The organism is Spirosoma daeguense, assembly GCF_054776875.1.
The window spans coordinates 830,017-850,369 of sequence record NZ_BAAHBF010000004.1; the positions used below are offsets into that span (position 1 = coordinate 830,017).

A 20,353-nucleotide genomic window follows, 5' to 3' on the forward strand; every position below is an offset into this window, starting at 1 on the left:
AGTTTTACTCTTTCACCAGTTTCCGACTGGCAGCGCCGTTGGGCGTCTGGATATGCAGAATATACATACCCTTAGGTAATTGGCCGACGTCGAACGTAGCAGTACGTTGGCGCGATTTGATGGATGGCTGTAACACCATTGATCCCGTCAATGAACGAACAGCAACCTCTTCAATTTTTTCCGTACCCGGCAGTTCGACGGTGAGCGTATTGCTTACCGGATTCGGGTATACCGCCATTAGCTCAGACCAGAGCGGTTCAGCAGCCAGTACAGCCAGTACGTTAAAGGTTCTTTCTACGTCGGTTGCTGAAGCAAACTGGTCATTTCCTGTCTGAAAAGCCCGGATCGTAACCGCACCTACGCCCGTAAATTTCAACGTACTACCCGACAACGTAGCAGGGCCGCTTTTAACCTGAAAGCTAACCGCTAGATTCGATGACGACGTAGCACGTAGCGTTAAATCGCCCTGATTGAAATAGCGGTCGGTAATGGCATCGAACGTAATGGTTTGGTTGGTTTTAGCAACTCGATTGCCCTGCGTGTACCAGACCGGCCATTTCGCACCCGTATACAACACCGCTGCCGTACCCGAAGGCGACACTTTATCAGTTCCCAGATTTATACCCGAAATATTTTCTGTAGACCCAGATTCGGTACTGAATACCAGCCGATTGTCGAGACGAGAATAACTAGGAAAGCCTAACGTATTGTTTTCATAAACTAGTTTTAGCGAACCCGTACTCAGGTCAGCGGCCACTACGTAGTAACTATTATCATTATCGTTTACATAGTCGAAAGCGATTACATCGGGCGAGTTTTTCGAATACGAGGGGTTACCCACACTCTCTCCTTCTTCCAGACCGGTAAACAGTTTTTCGATATCGCCCCTGGCAAAGTCAGCCACCTTGTTGTTCCAGACATTGATAAAGCCCACGTCCCAATAATTGATACTACCACCAGAACTGTTTTTCAATGAGTTGTAAGCATCATAGACAATATTTTCGCCTGTAAAATCCCACTCAAACGAATCGGCATACTGCACATCGCCCGTTGAAACGCCCTGCGTATACGTCGGATTGTACAGCTTAAAGGTTGTCCATTTCCGTTTGGCGTAACTATATACGTAAATAGATGGCTCCTGAGCATCGGTCAGCGCAGCTAGTTTAGTACCATCTTTCGATATGGCTACGTTGCTCCAGACGGTTTCGTTCGAAATAACGGTTTCTGAAGCCGTACCTGTCAGATTTACCGCCCGGATACGCTTATCGCTCGTTACGTAGTAAGCAAACTTGCCATCGTCGGTCACGCTGGGGCGATGTTTCAGACCAAGCTGTGATTTCTGATCGAATTTGGCCGGTGTAACTCCAACTACGGTCGAATACAGTTTTGCAGAGCTGGTGGTTTCAGTCAATAACAACAAATCTTGACCTGTAGCAACGGGTACGTCGGGCTGTTTGCCGGGTGTTTGGGTTCCATCGGTAATTCCTACCGCATCAAAAGCACTTTTAGCCGCCGTCACCTCAGTGCCATTGGCTCCATAGAGATCGCCAGCGGCTTTGATAACCGCCAGCCGCAGATCCAGAAATTGCGACGTACGTACCAGATAGTTGGTCAGGGCGCGATAATAAACCTGCTCGGCTTTATCCTTGCCAATAGCCGACGCGAATTTGAAGAACGCAAAATTGGGAATACCACTGTTGATGTGTACCCCACCGTTATCTTCGGTCGTATTATCAAACTGTGACATGGTAGCCGGCTGGTAACCATTCGGATCTTTTGCTTTACCGCCCTGATTCGGATTCGAGAGATCACGTAAGGCTCCTGAAGGCAGTACCTGAGGGGTAGCCACATCTTCGCCAAGCCGCCAATCGTCGCGGTCGATCATGGCGCCGAATACGTCGGCCATCGATTCATTAATCGCCCCCGACTGATTTTTGTATTGCAAATTGGCCGTATTCTGAATTACGCCATGAGTCATTTCATGACCTGCTACGTCCAGTGCTCCTGCCAGCGGTTTTAGTAGTTTTCCATTGCCATAGGCCATCACTTTACCATTCCAGTAGGCATTGTCCATCGCTTTACCGTCATCGTCGGGCATATTCACAATCGATACAATAGTTTCGCCGTTGCCGTTGAGAGCGTTCCGCTTAAACGTATTGAGGTAATATTCGTAAGCAAGTCCTGCGTTATAATGCGCCGAAACCGCCGTTGGCGTCCAGTTGGTGTTGTTGGTTGAGGTAATTTGATAGATTTCCTGTTTGTCGCCGAATGTATTTTTCGCATCAACCGTCCAGATTCCTCCCAGCGGATTGTCTGGCATTTTCGACGTATTCTTAAACATCGCCCGCGAGGCATCGATCATGTAATACGTACCATTGGTATGCTGATAGGATTGAAACGTCCGGTTTGTACCGTTCAAATCGCGGGCAGTAGCTCTGATTGGTCCGACAAACGAGCAGGTATGGTTGTATTTATCAAGGATTTCGCCCGTTTGCGCGTCGATAACGTACTCCCAACGGTCGAGCATATTCGGACGTACCGTGAGTTGATACGCCAGTTTAGCTTCTCCTTTTTCGGGTGTGAACACACATAGTTCGCCCTCCGTCGATTTCAGTTTCAGAATATTATCGCCGAACGAACGCACTTTTACCTCTCGCCGAACATCGCTCAACGCCCTTTCCGACGCATCGGCCAGCGCCAGCTTCGGCATTGTCGACAGGTTTTCCGGCACTGACTGATAACGCCCATTCAGAACCGTTACGTTGCCGTCGGTCAGGTGCGCTACCAGTTCGGCACCAAGTACGGGGATACCCCGGTGCATCTGGTTCAGGTGCAGGTGCATTTGCCCGAGTTCGTCGGTTTCGGTACGTCCTACCGCAAATTGCGCTGCCGGATTTTCGACTTTCAGCAAGCTACGTATCTGACTCATAAACTGATACGTAGTTGACGTAGCAGCCGCTGCCGACATACGAGCACCACTATTTTTTCTGGCCCTGGCAGCGGCTGCCGCACTCATTTTACGCTCAATAAAAATAGGCAGATCAGTCGCACCATCACGCACAATACGTAACCGCAATGGCTCTGGCGAAGGCTGTTCTACACCCGTTGCCAACAACGTATTACGTCCGATCTTGTTGGTAGGTGGTGCCACAACAGTAGCGTTCAGTCGCTGAGTGAGACCAGCATCAGCCGCATCGGTTTTCTGCTTGCGGGCAAAGCCGCTTACGGGCTGCTGTGCCAACGTAGCAGACGTTAGCAAAAGGCCGGTTATTAATAATAGTGGTGTTTTCATGAAAAAGACTGTAACGCGGACAGAATGTCCGCCGTATCGTTTATTGTACAGACAAAATGCCCGCGTTATAACTCCCTATTTCAGACGTAGCGAAGCCGGAATCATGGCCATGAACGAATCGTAAAACTTAGGGTAGTTTGGCGGCACCGTTTTACCGGGTTCGCCCCAGGTAACGATATAGGCTTCTTTCCCTTTTTTCCATCGCACAAATTTGTAAGTATTGCCAGGATAATCGAATTTGGTCTTTTTTATTTTACACTTCTCGTCGAACGTAGCGAAGACTTTTTTTGTGTTGGGTAAAGTCTGCTGAGCAACAAAAGTGAACGTAGTGTCACGGCTGCGTCGTCCAAAGAGTTTTCCGTCTTCGAATAGGTAATACATCGTAGAAAAACCCGTAACACCACCACCACTACCAATAGCAATCTGGCGACCTTTATAATTATTGGGTGTGACGGCAACGGCTTTTTGTACCACAGGCATTTTATCGCCAGCGGCCCGAATCTCCTGCGCGTGTACGGTCAGCAGATTCAGAAAAAACAGACAGGTCAATCCGATACTATGTACTGATTTCATAAGTCGAAGAACTGCGCAGTTACGAAACAAAGGTAGATTCAGTCGGTACCTCCATCAATACTGCATTTGCATGATTTTAGAATACGTTATTTTATGGACTAAGACCGTTGAAAACGGAATTTCGTCACGCTACGGGAGTGTTGGCTGCCCGTAAGTTGTTTCCGAAAGTTTTGTCGATTTGCCAAACAGTCCACGCCGAATCTGTACGCGAAACAGATTATCGAAATCACCTGATGCAATGGTGTTCATCGTTGGATGCGTGCCCAATCCTTTGGCGATATCCAGAATGGTGTTGCTATGGCCAACAACGAGCACAGTTTTACTACGTATCGCTCCAATACGTTTCACGATACCGTCATTCGGCCGGGCGGCATAATCAACCATTGTTATATTAAGCCGACGCGCCAAGGGTTCAGCCGTTTGGCGGGTACGCCGATACGGTGTCGTAAAAATGGAATCGACTCCTTTCGATGCCAATACGTTGGCGAGTGCTTCGGCCCGTGCATGACCTGCTGCCGTTAGATGAGTGGTGTCGGATTCGCTAACCTTTTCGCCATGACGGACAATATAAACGGTAGTGGTTGAACAGGCCGAACATAGGAAGAGTAACAGAAAAAAGAGCGGGTAAATAAGGCGCATACGCTGATTATCAATTGGTGAGCAATGATACAAAAAAGCCCCTGACAAATCGCCGAGGGTCTTATTAAGTGGCTCACAAATTAAAGGTGCCTTTTCAGTTCTAGAAAACACTAACGTTTTCACTACTAGAGAACTTTCTATCATCGATTGACTCACTCAGGAGTGGCTATCGTCAACGATAGTCTGTAAAATATATAATCAAAAAATGAGTTAGCCCACAAGCAGATAAATAATGACTAACTCCATTTTTTGTGACGGATCTGAGCACAATATGTCTTAGGTATTAGGTTATGAGTATTTATAAAATTATCAGCAGACATATAATAGGTTCACCCATACAGTAATAATCAGACTATTAGTATAAAAGTATTTACTAGATATATATTTTTATACTACTTCTATAAAAATTTGCATTCTTATGACTACTTCAGTCGCGCTATGTACATACAATGGTCAAAAATATGTTTCACAACAACTTGACAGTATATTATCCCAATCACACACGGTAGATGAAATAGTTATCTGTGATGACGGATCAACTGATCGCACAGTCGAAATTATTAAAGAATATGTAAAAATTTATTCACCAATTATAAAATTTTTTATAAATAATCATAAACTTGGTTTAATTAAAAACTTCGAAAAGGCAATAAATACCTGCACAAAGGATATAATATTTCTAGCAGATCAAGATGATATATGGCATAATACAAAAGTTGAGAAAACACTTCTTTTTTTTAAAAATAATAACGACAAGGAGGCTGTTTTTCATGATTTAAGGATTATGTTAAAGGGACGAATTCTGAATCAAACCATGTGGGATATGTTCTTTTTTCATAAAGAATTCAGAATTCCAGAAAAACTATCCTGGTATTTATTATATTATAACAACGTAGTAACGGGTGCTGCATTAGCCATAAGACATCCTAAAGAAAAAGTTCATATACCGATCAGTGGCATGGTGGAGAAATATACAAAAATTCCGTTTTTTCTTCATGACTATCTTTTAGCCTTGGATTACTCATCCAAAAACAAGTTAGGTATTTTAGATGAATGTTTAATTGATTATAGATTGCACAGAAATCAAAACAGCGGACTAAAACTAGCGCGCCCTATTAATTTTTCCCCTCATAGCTATTATAGTAGTACTAATCTATCGATAAAATATTGGTACATTAATAAAAGACTAAATAAAATACAACATTATACTGATTTGCATCCTGACATTGAGAGAGCATTGACAAATCTCAAGAAAGAAAAAATAGAAATAAGAAAAAAAATGAATTTTTTTGAAAAAATTATCTATAGGATACTATATACTAGTGACAATATATACCAGACATTTAAATGGTTATAAATATTCAAAAAAAATGCAGAATATGATCAATTTAGTATTCAATTATTATATTTTACAAAAAGTCTAACATTTCATTCTCTAATTCCCACAAAAAACATTTTCATTTTTCCAAAAATAATTTTCACAATATATACAAATTGGCTTTTCCAGTTTAGTGGTTTAAATAAGTTTACTATATTCTTATTGATTCTGTGTTTAATTAGTTTATCAATTTTCACATTCTGCGCTATTTTCAAATATTGGAAAACCGTTTCAGTCTTCATCCTGCTTCTAATGTACAATAAATTCCATAAAGGATTATTTAATTCGTAATACATTTTAATAGCTCTGGTATGTTGGATAACCTTATCTAATACAGCACCAATTTGTTGACTATTATGCTGTCGATACAAACCCAGACACTCTTCATGAAAATAAATACTATCTTTTAGCAGATAGTCAATTGCCATCTGATAATCGTGTATTACATGGGGAATATCATTATGAAAAGCAATTCGATTAGCAGATTTTTTAATACAAAATGAGGCTCCTGTTACCATATTTCCAAAAAATATAGAATGAAAAAGGTAGTCTTTGTTGCCGTAAGTTTGTTTTAAAAAATATAAAAATCCGATTGTATCCCACATTGTGATGTCAGTTAGTTCTTTTGTATCAGTACAAATCTGTAGATTATGACTTATTGCTTCTATATGAGGCATAGAGTTAAAAAGCCGTAAAATAGTTTCTGTTTTGTGGGGAAACCAAATATCGTCTTGATCAGATAAAAATATAATCTCTTTACTACAAAGGTTAATAGCTTTTTCAAAGTTTTTCACGAAACCTATCCGTGTCTCGTTAGTATGTATCTTTATTAGTTCAGGGAACTTACTTTTATATACATTCAGAATTTTTAACGTATCATCTGTAGAATTATCATCGCAAATAATTATTTCATCAGGTCTTAAATTTTGATATATAATACTATCTAATTGCTCCGAGATATATCTTTCACCATTATAAGTACATAGAGCAACTGATATAGATTTGATATTCTGAATAAAGTTTTTTTGTGCTATTTCTAGCGCAAAAATAGTTTCTACCGTTTCAAGTGCTTTAATTATAGAGCCTTTCTCTAAAACCAAAGTATGTCCATTTGTGCCCATATTTAAGCGGTGGGCAGGCGTGGCATCAAAAACTTTTAAAAGAGACTCAGCAAGTGCTTCCGCATCTCTATTATTTACTACATAGCCTGTTTTCCCATTACTGACAAATTCTCGGCCAGCACCCATGTCAAACGATACAACGGGGGTTCCGCATGCCATAGCCTCAATTAACATCGAAGGACCAGAATCTTCTAAAGACGAGTTTACATATACATCTGCAGCCTGATATAAGAGTGCTAAAAGTCGTTCATCTTTAACAAATGGAATCAGTTTTTTTGAAAAATTTATTGCATCATAGGTTTTATTATCCAAAATTTTGGTAACGGACAATATTTCTACTTTTTTACGTTTATCGGGTGTTAACTTATCCCAAAATAGATTGATAGCTTTTACAAAATACACGTAACCTTTTCGTTCATCGAATGTATTTTCGGATCCTGCTAATATATAAAATTTATTATTATCAAGATTGAAGATTTTTTTAGCAATATCTCTTTTCTCAGGATTAAAAATATCTGTATCTACAACTCCTGAAATATTAAAAAAATTACTTTGGTCTTTATACAGAAATGATTCCCTAGCTTGCTTATGAGTCCATTCAGTTCCTGCTAAAATCTTGAAATCACCTTTTTGAATATTATTTTTCTTTATTCGAAAATTCCTAGCAGCTAATTGTTTATACTTATCTTCTAAAATTGCAGGACAATCAACCGTATCACAACCTTTTTTATATCCTTCACAATTCCAGGCAAAATGGCAGCCGCCTGTGAAATGATTCATATCGACAGCTACATTGTATACAGTAGCTTTTGTAGCGGTAGCAAGTTTTAAAATGTCTGTAGAGGTAAGAAAATCAAAAGTAATACCTACAAAAATAATATGAGGATTATAACGAAGATAACTCAGAATGATATCAGTATCTTGAAATGAATTTTCTTCATTTATTGAATTGAAGAGGTATTTCTCATCTCGTTTAATCCTTATTTTATTTCCAGACTCATCAACAACTAAACCCAATTCTGCTACAAAATTTTTTCTTGAAGGCAATTGGTTTACTATGGGATTATATTCTGTTTTATCACGTACTAAAACCTGAACATTATGCCCTTTTTTATGTAAAGCTTCTGCTAACTTTATCAATGCTGTATTTGCACCCGTTTGGTCACCAAAGGCAATGAACAGTATATTTATTGAATTCATATCTATATTTTTCTTATATACTAAAAAAAGTTAATCCTCCTTGAGTCCAGACCCTTCCGTTCAGGTGTTCCTGTTTCACTGTAAACAGAATAGGGTTCTACGTCTTTATTTATTGTACAACCCATGCCAATAAAACTCCCTTTACCGATACGCACGTTAGATTTAATAATACTACCAATACCAATAAACACATGGTCTTCGATAACTACATTACCTCCTATTATTGAGGTTGAAATAAAAGTATAATCACCTATTGTTGAATGATGGCCAATCTGTGATCCAAGCATTGTTACCCCTTTTCCAACCTTAACATAAGGATGAAACTGGCTAACGTGATCAATAAAACAATTTTCCCCAAAATCAGGTACGAAAAAGTTATTACTCCCACGAGTATAATAAGTGGCCAACTGATAATTTTTAGCTTTTGCTCGCTCACAAAAATTCTCCAATATATTATTTAGCTTATATGGGCCAATAGCTATAAACATATCAGCCTCGTCGGGAGAAATATACTCTTCAACTTCTTCAAATGGAAACACAGGGAGTCCAAGAAGTTGTGTTTTTGTTAAGTATTGTTTTTCTACAGTAAATGCCGTTACATCATAGTTTGAATCTTTTTCAAAATAAGCATGAACCAATTCGGCATGAGAGCCAGTTCCGCAAATAATTAGCTTTTTCATGTTGAGAACTATCTTTATAGGTCTTATTTCTCCCATTTTCAATCATTCAAAAACAATTGAAATAAATCAACGGCAAAACCACGACTGAAATAAGCCTGAATGCTGCGTTTGAACTTGATGGACTAATAGAAACGTCATAAGTGTCTGATTTCAAAGATACTGACTTTTCCACAGAGCCGTTTGAGAGATACACAACCTATGGCTAGGTCTCCCAAAGCCAGTAGTATCTTCGTTCCCCTAAGCCGGTACAGCTTAGTATTGAGTGTTGCCTAGCCTCATCTAATCAGACGCAGAAAGAGAATAAGGTCATCAACAAAGGCACCATTGGCTGTTTTTTGCTCGAAATAAAAGGCTGATAACTCTTGTGTTTAGTAGCACACCAAGGTTGGACTTGCTACGTTTGACTGAAGGGAGAAGGAATTTTTTAGGCTGAGCTATGTTTACTATGCAAAGGCACGTTTCTTCAGACAGATGGCCCCGTACCGGCAGATCGGTCGATTTGTCTTACGCAAAAGGTTCGGTTCGCAAAGCGGCCGAAGAACTGGGCATTGATTCGGCAGAATTAGTAAATGGCGACAACGAAATAGCAAAGCTGCCCCGGCAGCTAAATCACATGCGGATCTGCCAGCGTCAAAAAAACTCAAAGAAACTCAGATAGGTTGGATCAGTTTTTATTGCCCGATTGTTGCCTGAATCATAGAAATCGATCCGATTCAAAACGCTCAAATGTGAGATAGTTAATCATGTTGATTTTGAAACGCGCCACCACGCAAAGTTGACTACATTTGAATGTATTGAGGGTTGCGTCGGTGGAAACATTCAGCGTTTGACTACTAAACTCCTTTTCAATGCGAACCGTATTTTTCACCAGCTCAATAACTGCTTGAAAAATCCTCTAGTGTACTATTGCAATTCTATTATTGCCTATTTTGTGTTGGCTTTAGGCAGTCATCATGACGTAATGCCAGTGAATTACTAGAAACGTATCGATCTGGAATTGTGATTGGCACTGACAAAGGGTATGTGGGGTTGCTTAAACGCCTTACCCATCCGGTGGATTATCAGATTATTGTACCAATTGAATCAAGCGAGTAACCCAAGTATTGGAAAGCCTTTCTAGCTCAGTTTCGCCAATTGAGTCAGACGACCAATGCCCAGTTGAGTGACCACTTCAATGTAGTTTAAACTCGAGCTAAATCAGCCTGGAGTTTGATGAGTCGGCTGATTCATAAATTGCCAGCGCATACGCTGGGAATTTATCTGAATATGTTGGCAGATAGGTCCTTGTTGCCATCATATCGATTACTTTTAACTAGCACTTTTGGTAGAGTGTAGCTAATATACGTTTGATAAAAAGCGAGAGGTGTTATAAACATAATGGATAATCGGTAAAAATGAATAGACCTCTAAAACGTTCTATTCATTTTTACCGATTATCCATTACACTACAACTCCCGCACCCAGATGTTGCGGAATCCAACTGGGTTGCCGTGATCTTGCAGAATGAGGGGGCCTTTGCCGTGTGCTACAACTTTGGGGTAACCTATGTATTCGGTTGTACCTCTGATCGCTACGTGGTTTTGCACCAATACACCGTTCAGCAGTACCGTTACAAAAGCTGGCTCCAGCATCAGACCCGCTTTGTTGAACTTAGGCGCATTGTAGATGATGTCGTACGACTGCCATTCGCCGGGTTTGCGGCTTGGGTTTGCCAGCGGAATCGCCTGCTTGTAGATCGAACCAACCATACCATTCACGTATGTTGGGTTCTCGTAGTTATCGAGTACTTGAAGCTCGTAACGACCTTGCAGGAAGATACCGCTGTTTCCGCGTCCCTGACCGTTTCCTTCAACTTTCGAAGGTGTCTGGAACTCAATGTGCAACTGCATATCGCCAAATTCCTGCTTGGTTTTAGCCGATGAGGTTTTCGACGAATACAGAACGCCATCGCGCACAGGCCATTGGAGCGGATCGGTGCTGTTGGTTGGGTTATAGCCTTTATTAGCTACCCACTGATCGGCATTCTTACCGTCGAAAAGAACGATAGCGTCCGAAGGAGCAGTTGTACCTGATGTGTTGGCCGAATGTACACCCGGCGTCACAACGGGAGGAACGGGTTCCCAGATCTCGGTCGATTGGGGAGTTTGTTTATTAGGTTCGGTTTGGGCTAGTGCTTTATTCGTGTAGCTAAGGCAAACTGTAGCCAGACAAATGGCAAGCGGTAACTGTACGTTTTTCATGGAAAATGAACCGGGTTAATATTATTCTATCGGAAAACTCCCAAAGATAGGGCAAATGTCTTTTGACAGACTTTTACAGGGAAAAAATGTAATTTTCGCCCCCAAAACATTTGGTATAACGTATGAAGCATTCCTCTACACTACTCCGATTCAGCGGATTTCTGGCCATTGGCTGGGCTGCTAGTATTGGAGTGGCACTGGCCCAACCGGCTCCATCGCCCGGTATGCCAATCGTTCTCAACGATTTAAGTGCCTTTACACCAGCTACCCAGAACTGGCGCATCGTCGGAAATATTCGGGCTGATCTCAACACACAAAACCTGCTCGTTCCTGAAAAAGGAACCGGTGTGCTGGCCAATATTCCGCTCGACAAAGCGCCCGCCGATCCAAAAAATCCATACAAATACAACCTATTCACCAATCTCCAACATGGCGATGTCGACCTTGAACTCGACTACATGATGGCGACTAAATCGAACTCAGGCGTGTATTTGCAGGGACGTTACGAAGTGCAACTCTACGATAGCTGGGGCGTCCGCAATCCACGTATCGTTGATAATGGGTCGATTTACGAACGCTGGGACCCAAAACGGCCCGAATTTCAGGATGGCTACGAAGGGCATCCGGCTCGCCAGAATGCCAGTCGGGCACCGGGTTTATGGCAACATCTGAAAATTTCGTTTCAGGCTCCCCGATTCAACGCCAACGGGCAGAAAACCGAAAACGCCCGGATGATACGTGTCGAACTGAATGGCGTTGTCATTCATGAGAACGTAGAGCTAACCGGCCCAACCCGCGCGGCTGGCTTCAACGATGAAAAAGCGGTTGGTCCGCTCATGCTCCAGGGCGATCACGGTGCCGTAGCGTTCCGTAACATCCGCTACGTATCGTACGACAAACCCCGCCCCGAATTGCTCAATCTGAAATACGCCGTTTATAAAGGCAAGTTCCAGAAAGAGCCGGAATACGATAAAACGGCACCCGAATCGGAAGGTACCACTACGGTGCTTTCGTCGTCGGTGAGCCGAATTCCAAACGAATTCCTGATTCGCTACACCGGTACGCTACGTGTGTCGGAACCGGGCGAATACAAATTCAATCTGGGGGTTCCGGGTGGTGGTGGTGCCATGAAAATCAATAACCAGACGGTTATTTCGCCAAGCGAATGGAATGCGCGCGGTCAGGCTACGTTACCCAAAGGCGACTTGCCCTTTGAACTGCTCTACGCCAAATTTGTCGATTGGGCACAGCCAGGCTTAGGGCTCACTGTTGCTGGTCCGGGCATCCGTGAATACGTTATCAGCGATGCCGCAAGTGGCACCGGCGAAGAAGTTGATCCGATCATGGTCGATGCGTCTACGAACACCATGCTACGTAGTTTCATGGATATGCCGGGCGAGAAAAACACGCAGGGCCGTACGCTACGTGTCACCCATGCCGTATCAGTCGGTAGCCCTGAACAAATTCATTACACCTACGACCTCGACAAAGGGGCAGTGGTGCAGGTGTGGCGCGGTATGTTCCTCGACGCTACGCCGATGTGGCATGAGCGTGGTGACGGTTCTTCGCGGCCAATGGGCATGGTACAACGGTTCGGTGCGCCGGTATTCTCCGTGTCGAAACTGGCCTCGCCACAGACCAACTGGCCTACCGACACAACGGGTTCCAACTATCGCCCGAAGGGATACGTATTGGATGAAAACGACCGTCCTACGTTCAAATATCAGAGCTTCGGCGCGTCTATTGATGACAAGATTCGGGTAATTAACGAAGGCAAAGGCATTCAGCGCGAAATCACGATTGCCAACCCACCCGCCGATTTTTATGCCCGATTAGTTAGTGGCAGCACGATCAGCGCACTGGAAAACGGCCTGTATCTGGTCGACGGTCAGGCGTATGTACGTATTGACGACGTAGCGGGAGCCAAACCCACAATTCGGGAATCGAACGGGCGTCAGGAACTGATTGTACCTGTAAAAGGGAAAGTGGCTTATTCAATATTGTTTTAATGAATAATTGATGACGTACTAATGACCAATAGGAAACTTAGATTTCCATTGTATGCTACGTTATCCATTCCTGATTGACATTCAACATGAAACGTATATTAACTACCCTCTTTCTGGCGGCCAGCTGTATCGTAGCAAAGGCGCAGGAATCGCCCAAAGAGGAAGATTTTTTCAAGATTTTGAAAGTGACGGCCCCCGAAGGCACGTTGCTTGAAGTTGGCGGACTGACCGTATTACCCAACGGCGATCTGGGCGTAGCAACCCGCCGGGGCGATGTCTGGATCGTTGAGAACCCGACGAGTCGCAAACCGTACTTCCGCAAATTTGCGTCGGGTCTGCACGAGATTCTTGGGCTTACCAACCGCGACGGTGCGCTTTTCTGTGCACAACGGGGTGAACTCACCAAGCTTGTCGATTCGAACCACGATGGTAAAGCCGATGTGTTTGAAACAATTTACGCTTGGCCATTATCGGGGCATTACCACGAATACAGCTTCGGGCCGAAGATTGCACCCGATGGTCAGTTTTTCGTAACGGGCAACGTAGCGTTTGGCGACGAAGAATGGTGGCGGGGTGAAAGCCGGGTCCCCTGGCGCGGCTGGACGATGAAAATCACCGAAAACGGTACGATGCAGCCCTGGGCAACGGGTATGCGGTCGCCAGCCGGTCTAGGTATTTACGATAATGAACTATTCTATGCTGATAATCAGGGCGATTGGATGGGTTCGGGCGGTGTTGTTCACGTAAAGAAAGGTGCGTTTATCGGTCACCCGGCGGGACTTCGCTGGACAGGTGCCGCTAATTCGCCAGTGAAACTGACTGCTGAGCAGTTCAACGCAACGATTGATGAACGTCGTCGTCGCGATGAAAACGGCCGGGCTATCAAACCGGAGAACGTAGTGAATGAAACGCCAAATCTGTTGTATCAGATGAAAGACAAGTTTCCGGGTGTAGATGTTCAGACGCCAGCAGTCTGGTTGCCACACGGAATTCTGGGTATTTCGAACTCTGAAATTCTGGAGATTCCACAAGGCGCATTCGGTCCATTTTCGGGTCAACTGCTCGTAGGCGACCAGGGCATGAGCAAAATCTCGCGCGTGTTTATGGAAAAAGTAAACGGCGAATATCAGGGAGGTGCTATTGAGTTCCGGAACGGTTTCCGGTCGGGCGTGCTACGTATGGCGTTCGCCAAAGACGGGTCACTGTTTGTGGGCGAAACCAACCGGGGCTGGGGTTCGGCTGGTGAAGCGAACGAAGGGCTACAACGGCTCGCCTGGAACGGAGCTATTCCGTTTGAAATGCGTACCGTAAAAGCGATGCCCGACGGTTTTGAAGTCGAATTCACCAAACCCGTTGACCGGAAATCAGCCGAAGATCTAGCGTCGTATCGGGTTGAAAGCTTCCTGTATAAATACCATTCGGTATATGGCAGCCCAACCATCAATAAAGAAGCGTTGACGCTGAAAGGGGTGAAAGTTTCGGACGACGGTCTGAAAGCGCGTATCATCGTCGATAATCTTCGAAAATATTACATCCATCAGCTCACGCTTGATGGCGTTCGGGCAACCGAGGGTTCTTACTCGATCGTGCATCCGATTGCGTATTATACGCTCAACAACATTCCCGACGGTCAGAAATTGGCAATAGGCGAAGTGAGCACAAAAAATTCGGCGAATACTCCGGCGCCCGCAGCTACGGCTGCTCCTGCTACGGGTACAAAAAAAGCACCTGCTACTAAAGGCGGTAAGCCAAAACTAGTGGAAGGTCAGGCCGTAACGATGGCAAAAGCGCCAACCTACGAAGAAGTAAAAGGCTTATTGACACGCCATACCTGCGCTGCCTGCCATCAGGCGAACAAACGTCAGGTTGGCCCCGCTTTTTCGGACGTAGCAAAACGGAAATACACAAACGACCAGATTGTTGATCTGATTTACAGCCCGAAACCACAAAACTGGCCCGATTATTCGACCGAAATGCCACCGATGCCGCAGGTTCCCAAAGCCGATGCATTGAAGATTGCCGCCTGGATTAACTCACTGGCTCCAGCCAGCGGCAGTACGTCGAAAGGCGAACCAAAGCCCTAACGTAGCAAAACCGCTTTAATATCACCAACCGCCCGATACGCCCAGCGTATCGGGCGGTTCTATTTTCAGGCTCGCTCACTTTTCTGAATTCCGCCAGTTTTAGCCCCATTTCCACCGCTTTTAAAGCCGAGCGCTCCTCCTGTATAGTCTCTCCGATATCCGCTTTTCGGACGTAGTAGCTTTGAATCGTCAAACAAGGACAGACACCAAACAACGGCTTCCTTCACTGACTCAGGCGACTGAATCATCTTTAAAACCGGATCTAACTTTTTACTTTTTCAAACACAAAAACATTCTCTTTTCAATCATGAAAACTTTACACGTAGCAGCAATCCTCGCCTTCTCTGGAATCATCGGTTTAACGTCATGCAGCAAAAAAGGCGACGATGTAGTGCCTGCTCCGACACAAACCACCACCCCAACAACAACCACCCCAACAACAAATACGACGACTGCCCCGGTAACTGCGACCACAACATCGACCACAACGGCTCTGGCTACAACAGGCTTCGTGGCCAAAATTGACGGCAAAGATTATATGCCTGATTTGGTATACAGCAAAGCAGTAATGCCGGGCAATGATGGTTATTACGGCATCTATGGCCTCGACAGCAAAACCGGTGACGTAGTGTTTATTGGCCTGCCTTATGCAGCACTGGTTGGTACCCACAAATTAAGCTATGTTAATTACGGTGGATTCTCGCTTGGTAGCGGCAATGATTCATTCTCAACCCGTGTAGAGCCCGGCGAAGGTACTGTTACGATAACCAAAATGACGACAACTAACGTCGAAGGTACGTTCTCGTTCACGGCTTATAATGACAAAGGCACCGTTAAACGCACCATCACCGAAGGTCGGTTCAACGTACCATTCAAGTAATAGACGGCTGAACGTATCAACAGCCGCTTCATCAACAAACCATCTCTTTTTCAAACACAAAAACATTCGCTTTCAATCATGAAAACACTACGTATCGCATCAATTCTGGTTTTCTCAGCTATCATTGGATTAACATCGTGCAGCAAAAAAAATGACGACAGCGTTACGCCAAGTCAACAGGGGACAGGAACAGGAACAACTACATCGAGCGTAGCCTTTTCTACTAAAGTCGATGGTAAGGACTTTAAACCTGACTTTGCCTACGCTAAAATCAGTTTTCCCGGCAATGATGGCTACTATGGTATCTACGGCCTCGATAGTAAAACCAGTGATGTTGCCGTGATTGCGCTCCCAAATTCAGCGCAGGTTGGTACGCACGAGTTAAGCTCAATTAGTTTCGGTTCTTTCTCGAAAGGTAACGGCACTGAATCGTATTCAACTGTAGTTAAACCAGGCACGGGTACGGTGACGATAACGAAAAAGACGTCTACTGAAATCGTTGGTACGTTCTCGTTCACCGCCTACAGCGATAAAGGCGTCAAGATTACACTAACCGATGGCACGTTTAACGTACCGATCAAATAGAAGCAGTTAAATACTACGTATCAAACGGTCGGCCGGGCAACGGGCTGACCGTTTTGCGTTCAATATGTATAAACCCGGCAGATTATCCTTATTTTTAGGCCTTTACAATCGAAAACACATCACCTACATGAAACAATTACTCTTCATCACAACGCTTCTCTTTCCTTCGCTACTCTGGGCGCAAAGTGGCTCATACACGCTAAATGGCAAACTGGCTGGTGTTAAAGCACCAGCGAAAGCCTATCTTCGGTATCGGGTGGGAACTGCTGTTAAAATGGATTCTACTCAGATTCAGAACGGTACGTTCTCGTTTACCGGAACGGTTGAAGACCCAACCTCAGTGGGTTTATACGTCGATAAACTCGGAACGGGTTTCACCAACACGCGCCCAATTTCCTCCATTAGCCTTTATCTGGAACCGGGCACCATCAACGTAACCAGCGCCGACTCACTCGACAATGCAGTCGTTAGCGGTACACCACTCAACGTCGACAATCAGAAACTGACCGTCATGATGAAACCCGCCAGCGAGAAAATGGCGCAGTTAATGAAAGAGTATCGGACGGCCACGCCAGCGCAGAAAAATTCGAAAGAGTTTGAGGAATCTATGGACAAGCGGTATGAAGCCATTTCTGCCGACCAGAAAAAAGTACGGGCGCAATTCATCAAAGAAAACCCGAATTCGCTGGTTAGCCTCTATGCTCTTCAGCAGTATGATTACACGCCCGAATACGCTGAAGTTGGCCCTATGTACGACGGACTGGCCGAATCGATACGTAACAGCAAAGGCGGAAAAGAATACGCGAAAACATTAGCCAGTATAAAAGCTACGTCTATCGGTGCAATGGCTCCCGAGTTTTCACAAGCCGATACGTTGGGTAAAGCTGTATCACTGAACAGTTTCCGGGGCAAGTACGTACTGGTCGATTTCTGGGCATCGTGGTGCGGGCCCTGCCGCGCTGAAAATCCGAACGTAGTGAAAAATTTCCAGCAGTATAAAGACAAAAACTTTACCGTGTTAGGTGTTTCGCTCGACCGCCCCAACGCAAAAGAAGCCTGGCTGAAAGCCATTCATAAGGATAATCTGACCTGGACACACGTATCGGACCTCAAATTCTGGGAAAATGAAGTTGCCAAACAATACGGTATCCGGTCGATTCCACAGAATTTCCTGATTGGCCCCGACGGTAAGATTGTCGCCAAAAACATCCGGGGTGAAGAACTCGGCAAAAAACTCGGCGAAATTCTGGTTGCTAAACCATAACAGCAAATCCTGCAACTTACTACGTTACCCGCAACAGTTTAGTTACTTTGCGGGTACTTTTTTTCACGACCTATGACTTCATCATCGGAAACGATTCTTAAACCCGCCGTTCAGGAAAAATTCGAGCACCTCTGGCATCTGGTTGGCAATACGCCCATGCTCGAATTATTTTATACCTACGAGGGTCAGCCCCGGTCGCTCTACGTTAAGTGCGAGCATTATAACCTTACCGGAAGCATGAAAGACCGGATGGCATTGCACGTATTGCATCAGGCCTATCGACAGGGAAACATTCAACCCGGCGACCGGATTGTGGAAGCTACCAGCGGCAGTTCGGGTATTGCGTTTTCGGCAGTTGGTCGAGCATTGGGGCATCCGGTTACTATTATCATGCCCGCCGGAATCAGTCAGGAACGTATCGATATTATCCGAAGCTTAGGCGCCGATATTATTCTGTTCACGAAAGAAGAAGGCGGTTTTCTGGGAGCAATTCAGCGTTCGGAGGAAATGGCTGCGGCTGATCTGCACGTGTTTCTGCCCCGTCAGTTTGCCAATCAGTATAACGCGGAAGCACATCGGCTCACAACCGGAAAAGAAATCTGGCTGCAAATGCAGGGCGTCGATGTAACACCCGATGCGTTTGTAGCGGGCGTCGGTACAGGCGGAACCGTTATGGGCGTTGGTCGATACCTTAAATCACGCAAACCCGATATTCGCGTTCATCCGCTCGAACCCGCCGAATCGCCTACGTTATCAGTTGGTTATAAAACGGGCTCACATCGGATTCAGGGCTTTTTTGATGAGTTTATTCCCGACATTCTGAAACTGGATGAACTCGATCACGTAGTACAGGCCAGCGATGGCGATTCGATTCTGGTGGCCCAGAAACTGGCGCTGCAATTGGGCGTAGCAGTCGGTATTTCGTCGGGAGCTAACCTGATTGGCGCTATTAATTTGCAAACCGAGCTGGGTGCCGATGCCCGGGTTGTGACCATTCTGTGCGACAGTAACAAAAAATACCTCAGCACTGATCTGGTAAAAGAAGAACCCATAAAACCCGGTTACGTAGCACCCGCCGTCGAATTCACCGATTACCGTCCAATCAGTAGGTTATTGGTTGGGCGGCCCGGCGTTTTTTGATTGATAAACGACCAAATCAATAGTCAATACACTTCAATATGAAACAACTCGCTATTCTTTTCACAATTCTAGCCTGTACCTTTTTCAGCCAACACGTAGTAGCGCAGAAAGCCGACGTAACGCCGGAAACGGTCGTTCAGAAACAGCTAGAAGCATATAACGCCCGCGACATTGATGCCTTCCTGGCAACCTACGCCGACGATATTGAGCTATACGATTTTCCAGATAAGTTGCTTGGTAAAGGAAAGGAATCCATGCGCAAACAGTACGGCACGATGTTTCAAAAAACAAAAGCCCTCCACTGCGAAATCGTTAAGCGCCTAACCTACAATGATACGGTGATCGACCATGAGGACGTAACGATTAGTGCGGACAAGCCTCATCTTCAGGCCGTTGCCATTTACAAAGTCGAGAACGGACTCATCAGGAAGGTTTACTTTATTCATTAGTACTATTAGCCCACGGCAGCGGCCGACCGCCCTAAATCCCGCATAAAACAAAACTTCCCGAAAGTCCAGAGCTCTCGGGAAGTTTACTATTTAGTCCAGGAAAAACTGATTCAATTTCAGGTCATTAATTCATGGCCACCACGCGACCGGGATTTTCAGGTTTCTCGGTTTTGATAGTTACCGTATGCATTTTGGTATCGACACCATTCGTAATTTCTACCTGATACACACCATCGGGCAGTTCATCCAGATTCAGGCGAGTGCGATACGTTGTCTGGTTTTTACCCAGCTGCTCGCTGAATAAAACCTTACCGTTATTGTTTTTAAAGTTGATGCTAACCGTACCACCTACTTCTTTATTCAGAGCGATGTTCAGCTTGCTGTCTTTAGAAGTATAGATGCCCGCTTCATACGTAACGGCGGTTGATGGACGGTTTGGTTTCACGTCAGCGAACGTAGCAACTGAGGTAGCAAAACCTAAAGAAAGAGCAAGAGCGAAGGATTTGATGAGCGTTTTCATTGTATGATGTTGTTTATGTTTAGTTCTAAGCAGGTCGGGGTTTCTTTCCTGATTTGTTGTACCAAAGTTAAGGGCATCATACAGTACTATGCATTACAAACTACTGGAGCGGTAACAGAAATGGATGAGCGGACGGAAATAAAGGACGACTGATCGAACGGTACAGATACGAAATGGCTCAAAAGGCGAGTTTACTACGTTAAAAAGGCTTCGTGCTGTTGCTGTAGCGTATTTTTTGTAGGCTGAATGAATGCCAAACCCATAAAAAAATAGCAGGAAGGTTGCACCTGCCCGCTATT

Annotated in this window: 17 protein-coding genes; 9 read left to right on the top strand and 8 right to left on the bottom strand. The window is 44.6% G+C overall.

Annotation, left to right across the window (positions count from 1 at the left end; translation table 11 throughout):
* Window positions 1-4: 4 nt before the first annotated feature.
* The 3 genes from ACYVD4_RS16135 to ACYVD4_RS16145 all read right to left on the bottom strand — a co-directional run bounded on the left by ACYVD4_RS16135 (window position 5) and on the right by ACYVD4_RS16145 (window position 4,504).
* Window positions 5-3,292 (bottom strand): M4 family metallopeptidase, encoded by a 3,288-nt coding sequence (locus ACYVD4_RS16135; RefSeq protein ID WP_460947435.1) that lies wholly within the window; start codon window positions 3,290-3,292, stop codon window positions 5-7.
* Between the two features lie 75 nt (window positions 3,293-3,367).
* Window positions 3,368-3,865 carry an FAD-binding oxidoreductase gene (locus ACYVD4_RS16140; protein ID WP_460947437.1) on the bottom strand — a complete coding sequence of 166 codons (498 nt, stop codon included), beginning with the start codon at window positions 3,863-3,865 and terminating at the stop codon, window positions 3,368-3,370.
* 129 nt (window positions 3,866-3,994) lie between these two features.
* The gene (locus ACYVD4_RS16145) at window positions 3,995-4,504 is read right to left on the bottom strand and encodes a SixA phosphatase family protein (RefSeq protein ID WP_460947439.1); all 510 of its coding nucleotides are present in this window, start codon (window positions 4,502-4,504) and stop codon (window positions 3,995-3,997) included.
* 418 nt (window positions 4,505-4,922) lie between these two features.
* Between ACYVD4_RS16145 and ACYVD4_RS16150 the strand changes: the two genes are divergently transcribed.
* A complete protein-coding gene (locus tag ACYVD4_RS16150) occupies window positions 4,923-5,861 on the top strand; it encodes a glycosyltransferase (protein ID WP_460947441.1) in 939 nt (312 codons plus the stop codon).
* A 71-nt stretch (window positions 5,862-5,932) separates the two neighbouring features.
* Here the strand turns inward: ACYVD4_RS16150 and ACYVD4_RS16155 are convergent, their stop codons facing one another.
* Together ACYVD4_RS16155 and ACYVD4_RS16160 are read right to left on the bottom strand one after the other, a co-directional pair.
* On the bottom strand, window positions 5,933-8,203 hold the full coding sequence (locus ACYVD4_RS16155) for a glycosyltransferase (RefSeq protein WP_460947443.1): 2,271 nt from the start codon (window positions 8,201-8,203) through the stop codon (window positions 5,933-5,935).
* A gap of 20 nt (window positions 8,204-8,223) precedes the next feature.
* Complete coding sequence (locus tag ACYVD4_RS16160; RefSeq protein WP_460947445.1) at window positions 8,224-8,883, bottom strand: PglD-related sugar-binding protein; 660 nt, start codon at window positions 8,881-8,883, stop codon at window positions 8,224-8,226.
* A 445-nt stretch (window positions 8,884-9,328) separates the two neighbouring features.
* On the opposite strand from ACYVD4_RS16160, the gene ACYVD4_RS16165 reads away from it, so the two are divergent.
* On the top strand, window positions 9,329-9,541 hold the full coding sequence (locus tag ACYVD4_RS16165; protein ID WP_460947447.1) for a hypothetical protein: 213 nt from the start codon (window positions 9,329-9,331) through the stop codon (window positions 9,539-9,541).
* A 787-nt stretch (window positions 9,542-10,328) separates the two neighbouring features.
* Here the strand turns inward: ACYVD4_RS16165 and ACYVD4_RS16170 are convergent.
* Window positions 10,329-11,123, bottom strand: coding sequence for a 3-keto-disaccharide hydrolase (locus ACYVD4_RS16170; protein WP_460947449.1), 795 nt, complete (start codon window positions 11,121-11,123; stop codon window positions 10,329-10,331).
* Between the two features lie 122 nt (window positions 11,124-11,245).
* On the opposite strand from ACYVD4_RS16170, the gene ACYVD4_RS16175 reads away from it, so the two are divergent.
* Window positions 11,246-13,132 carry a family 16 glycoside hydrolase gene (locus tag ACYVD4_RS16175; RefSeq protein WP_460947451.1) on the top strand — a complete coding sequence of 629 codons (1,887 nt, stop codon included), beginning with the start codon at window positions 11,246-11,248 and terminating at the stop codon, window positions 13,130-13,132.
* 86 nt (window positions 13,133-13,218) lie between these two features.
* Window positions 13,219-15,216: a c-type cytochrome gene (locus tag ACYVD4_RS16180; RefSeq protein WP_460947453.1), complete on the top strand. Its 1,998-nt coding sequence runs from the start codon at window positions 13,219-13,221 to the stop codon at window positions 15,214-15,216.
* 65 nt (window positions 15,217-15,281) lie between these two features.
* On the opposite strand, the gene ACYVD4_RS16185 is transcribed toward ACYVD4_RS16180, so the two are convergent.
* On the bottom strand, window positions 15,282-15,464 hold the full coding sequence (locus ACYVD4_RS16185) for a hypothetical protein (RefSeq protein WP_460947455.1): 183 nt from the start codon (window positions 15,462-15,464) through the stop codon (window positions 15,282-15,284).
* Between the two features lie 59 nt (window positions 15,465-15,523).
* Here ACYVD4_RS16185 and ACYVD4_RS16190 point away from each other — a divergent pair, with 59 nt between their 5' ends.
* The 5 genes from ACYVD4_RS16190 (at window position 15,524) to ACYVD4_RS16210 (ending at window position 19,534) form a co-directional block, all read left to right on the top strand.
* Complete coding sequence (locus ACYVD4_RS16190) at window positions 15,524-16,096, top strand: DUF6252 domain-containing protein (RefSeq protein ID WP_460947457.1); 573 nt, start codon at window positions 15,524-15,526, stop codon at window positions 16,094-16,096.
* Window positions 16,097-16,174: 78 nt separating this feature from the next.
* On the top strand, window positions 16,175-16,681 hold the full coding sequence (locus tag ACYVD4_RS16195) for a Riean_0653 family protein (RefSeq protein WP_460947459.1): 507 nt from the start codon (window positions 16,175-16,177) through the stop codon (window positions 16,679-16,681).
* A 127-nt stretch (window positions 16,682-16,808) separates the two neighbouring features.
* A complete protein-coding gene (locus tag ACYVD4_RS16200; RefSeq protein WP_460947461.1) occupies window positions 16,809-17,945 on the top strand; it encodes a redoxin domain-containing protein in 1,137 nt (378 codons plus the stop codon).
* Window positions 17,946-18,017: 72 nt separating this feature from the next.
* On the top strand, window positions 18,018-19,085 hold the full coding sequence (locus ACYVD4_RS16205) for a PLP-dependent cysteine synthase family protein (protein WP_460947463.1): 1,068 nt from the start codon (window positions 18,018-18,020) through the stop codon (window positions 19,083-19,085).
* A gap of 38 nt (window positions 19,086-19,123) precedes the next feature.
* The gene (locus tag ACYVD4_RS16210; RefSeq protein ID WP_460947465.1) at window positions 19,124-19,534 is read left to right on the top strand and encodes a nuclear transport factor 2 family protein; all 411 of its coding nucleotides are present in this window, start codon (window positions 19,124-19,126) and stop codon (window positions 19,532-19,534) included.
* A 124-nt stretch (window positions 19,535-19,658) separates the two neighbouring features.
* Here ACYVD4_RS16210 and ACYVD4_RS16215 read toward each other — a convergent pair whose 3' ends face one another.
* Window positions 19,659-20,054, bottom strand: a complete 396-nt coding sequence (locus ACYVD4_RS16215; RefSeq protein ID WP_460947467.1) for a T9SS type A sorting domain-containing protein — start codon at window positions 20,052-20,054, stop codon at window positions 19,659-19,661.
* Between the last annotated feature and the right edge of the window lie 299 nt (window positions 20,055-20,353).

Excerpts from the sequence above, each read along its gene's own strand:
- ACYVD4_RS16210 (WP_460947465.1), top strand. The coding sequence starts at position 19,124 with ATGAAACAACTCGCTATTCTTTTCACAATTCTAGCCTGTACCTTTTTC.
- ACYVD4_RS16175 (WP_460947451.1), top strand. The coding sequence starts at position 11,246 with ATGAAGCATTCCTCTACACTACTCCGATTCAGCGGATTTCTGGCCATT.
- ACYVD4_RS16195 (WP_460947459.1), top strand. The coding sequence starts at position 16,175 with ATGAAAACACTACGTATCGCATCAATTCTGGTTTTCTCAGCTATCATT.
- ACYVD4_RS16160 (WP_460947445.1), bottom strand. The coding sequence starts at position 8,883 with ATGAAAAAGCTAATTATTTGCGGAACTGGCTCTCATGCCGAATTGGTT.
- ACYVD4_RS16165 (WP_460947447.1), top strand. The coding sequence starts at position 9,329 with ATGCAAAGGCACGTTTCTTCAGACAGATGGCCCCGTACCGGCAGATCG.
- ACYVD4_RS16205 (WP_460947463.1), top strand. The coding sequence starts at position 18,018 with ATGACTTCATCATCGGAAACGATTCTTAAACCCGCCGTTCAGGAAAAA.
- ACYVD4_RS16185 (WP_460947455.1), bottom strand. The coding sequence starts at position 15,464 with ATGATTCAGTCGCCTGAGTCAGTGAAGGAAGCCGTTGTTTGGTGTCTG.
- ACYVD4_RS16140 (WP_460947437.1), bottom strand. The coding sequence starts at position 3,865 with ATGAAATCAGTACATAGTATCGGATTGACCTGTCTGTTTTTTCTGAAT.
- ACYVD4_RS16155 (WP_460947443.1), bottom strand. The coding sequence starts at position 8,203 with ATGAATTCAATAAATATACTGTTCATTGCCTTTGGTGACCAAACGGGT.
- ACYVD4_RS16215 (WP_460947467.1), bottom strand. The coding sequence starts at position 20,054 with ATGAAAACGCTCATCAAATCCTTCGCTCTTGCTCTTTCTTTAGGTTTT.
- ACYVD4_RS16150 (WP_460947441.1), top strand. The coding sequence starts at position 4,923 with ATGACTACTTCAGTCGCGCTATGTACATACAATGGTCAAAAATATGTT.
- ACYVD4_RS16170 (WP_460947449.1), bottom strand. The coding sequence starts at position 11,123 with ATGAAAAACGTACAGTTACCGCTTGCCATTTGTCTGGCTACAGTTTGC.
- ACYVD4_RS16190 (WP_460947457.1), top strand. The coding sequence starts at position 15,524 with ATGAAAACTTTACACGTAGCAGCAATCCTCGCCTTCTCTGGAATCATC.
- ACYVD4_RS16200 (WP_460947461.1), top strand. The coding sequence starts at position 16,809 with ATGAAACAATTACTCTTCATCACAACGCTTCTCTTTCCTTCGCTACTC.
- ACYVD4_RS16135 (WP_460947435.1), bottom strand. The coding sequence starts at position 3,292 with ATGAAAACACCACTATTATTAATAACCGGCCTTTTGCTAACGTCTGCT.
- ACYVD4_RS16180 (WP_460947453.1), top strand. The coding sequence starts at position 13,219 with ATGAAACGTATATTAACTACCCTCTTTCTGGCGGCCAGCTGTATCGTA.
- ACYVD4_RS16145 (WP_460947439.1), bottom strand. The coding sequence starts at position 4,504 with ATGCGCCTTATTTACCCGCTCTTTTTTCTGTTACTCTTCCTATGTTCG.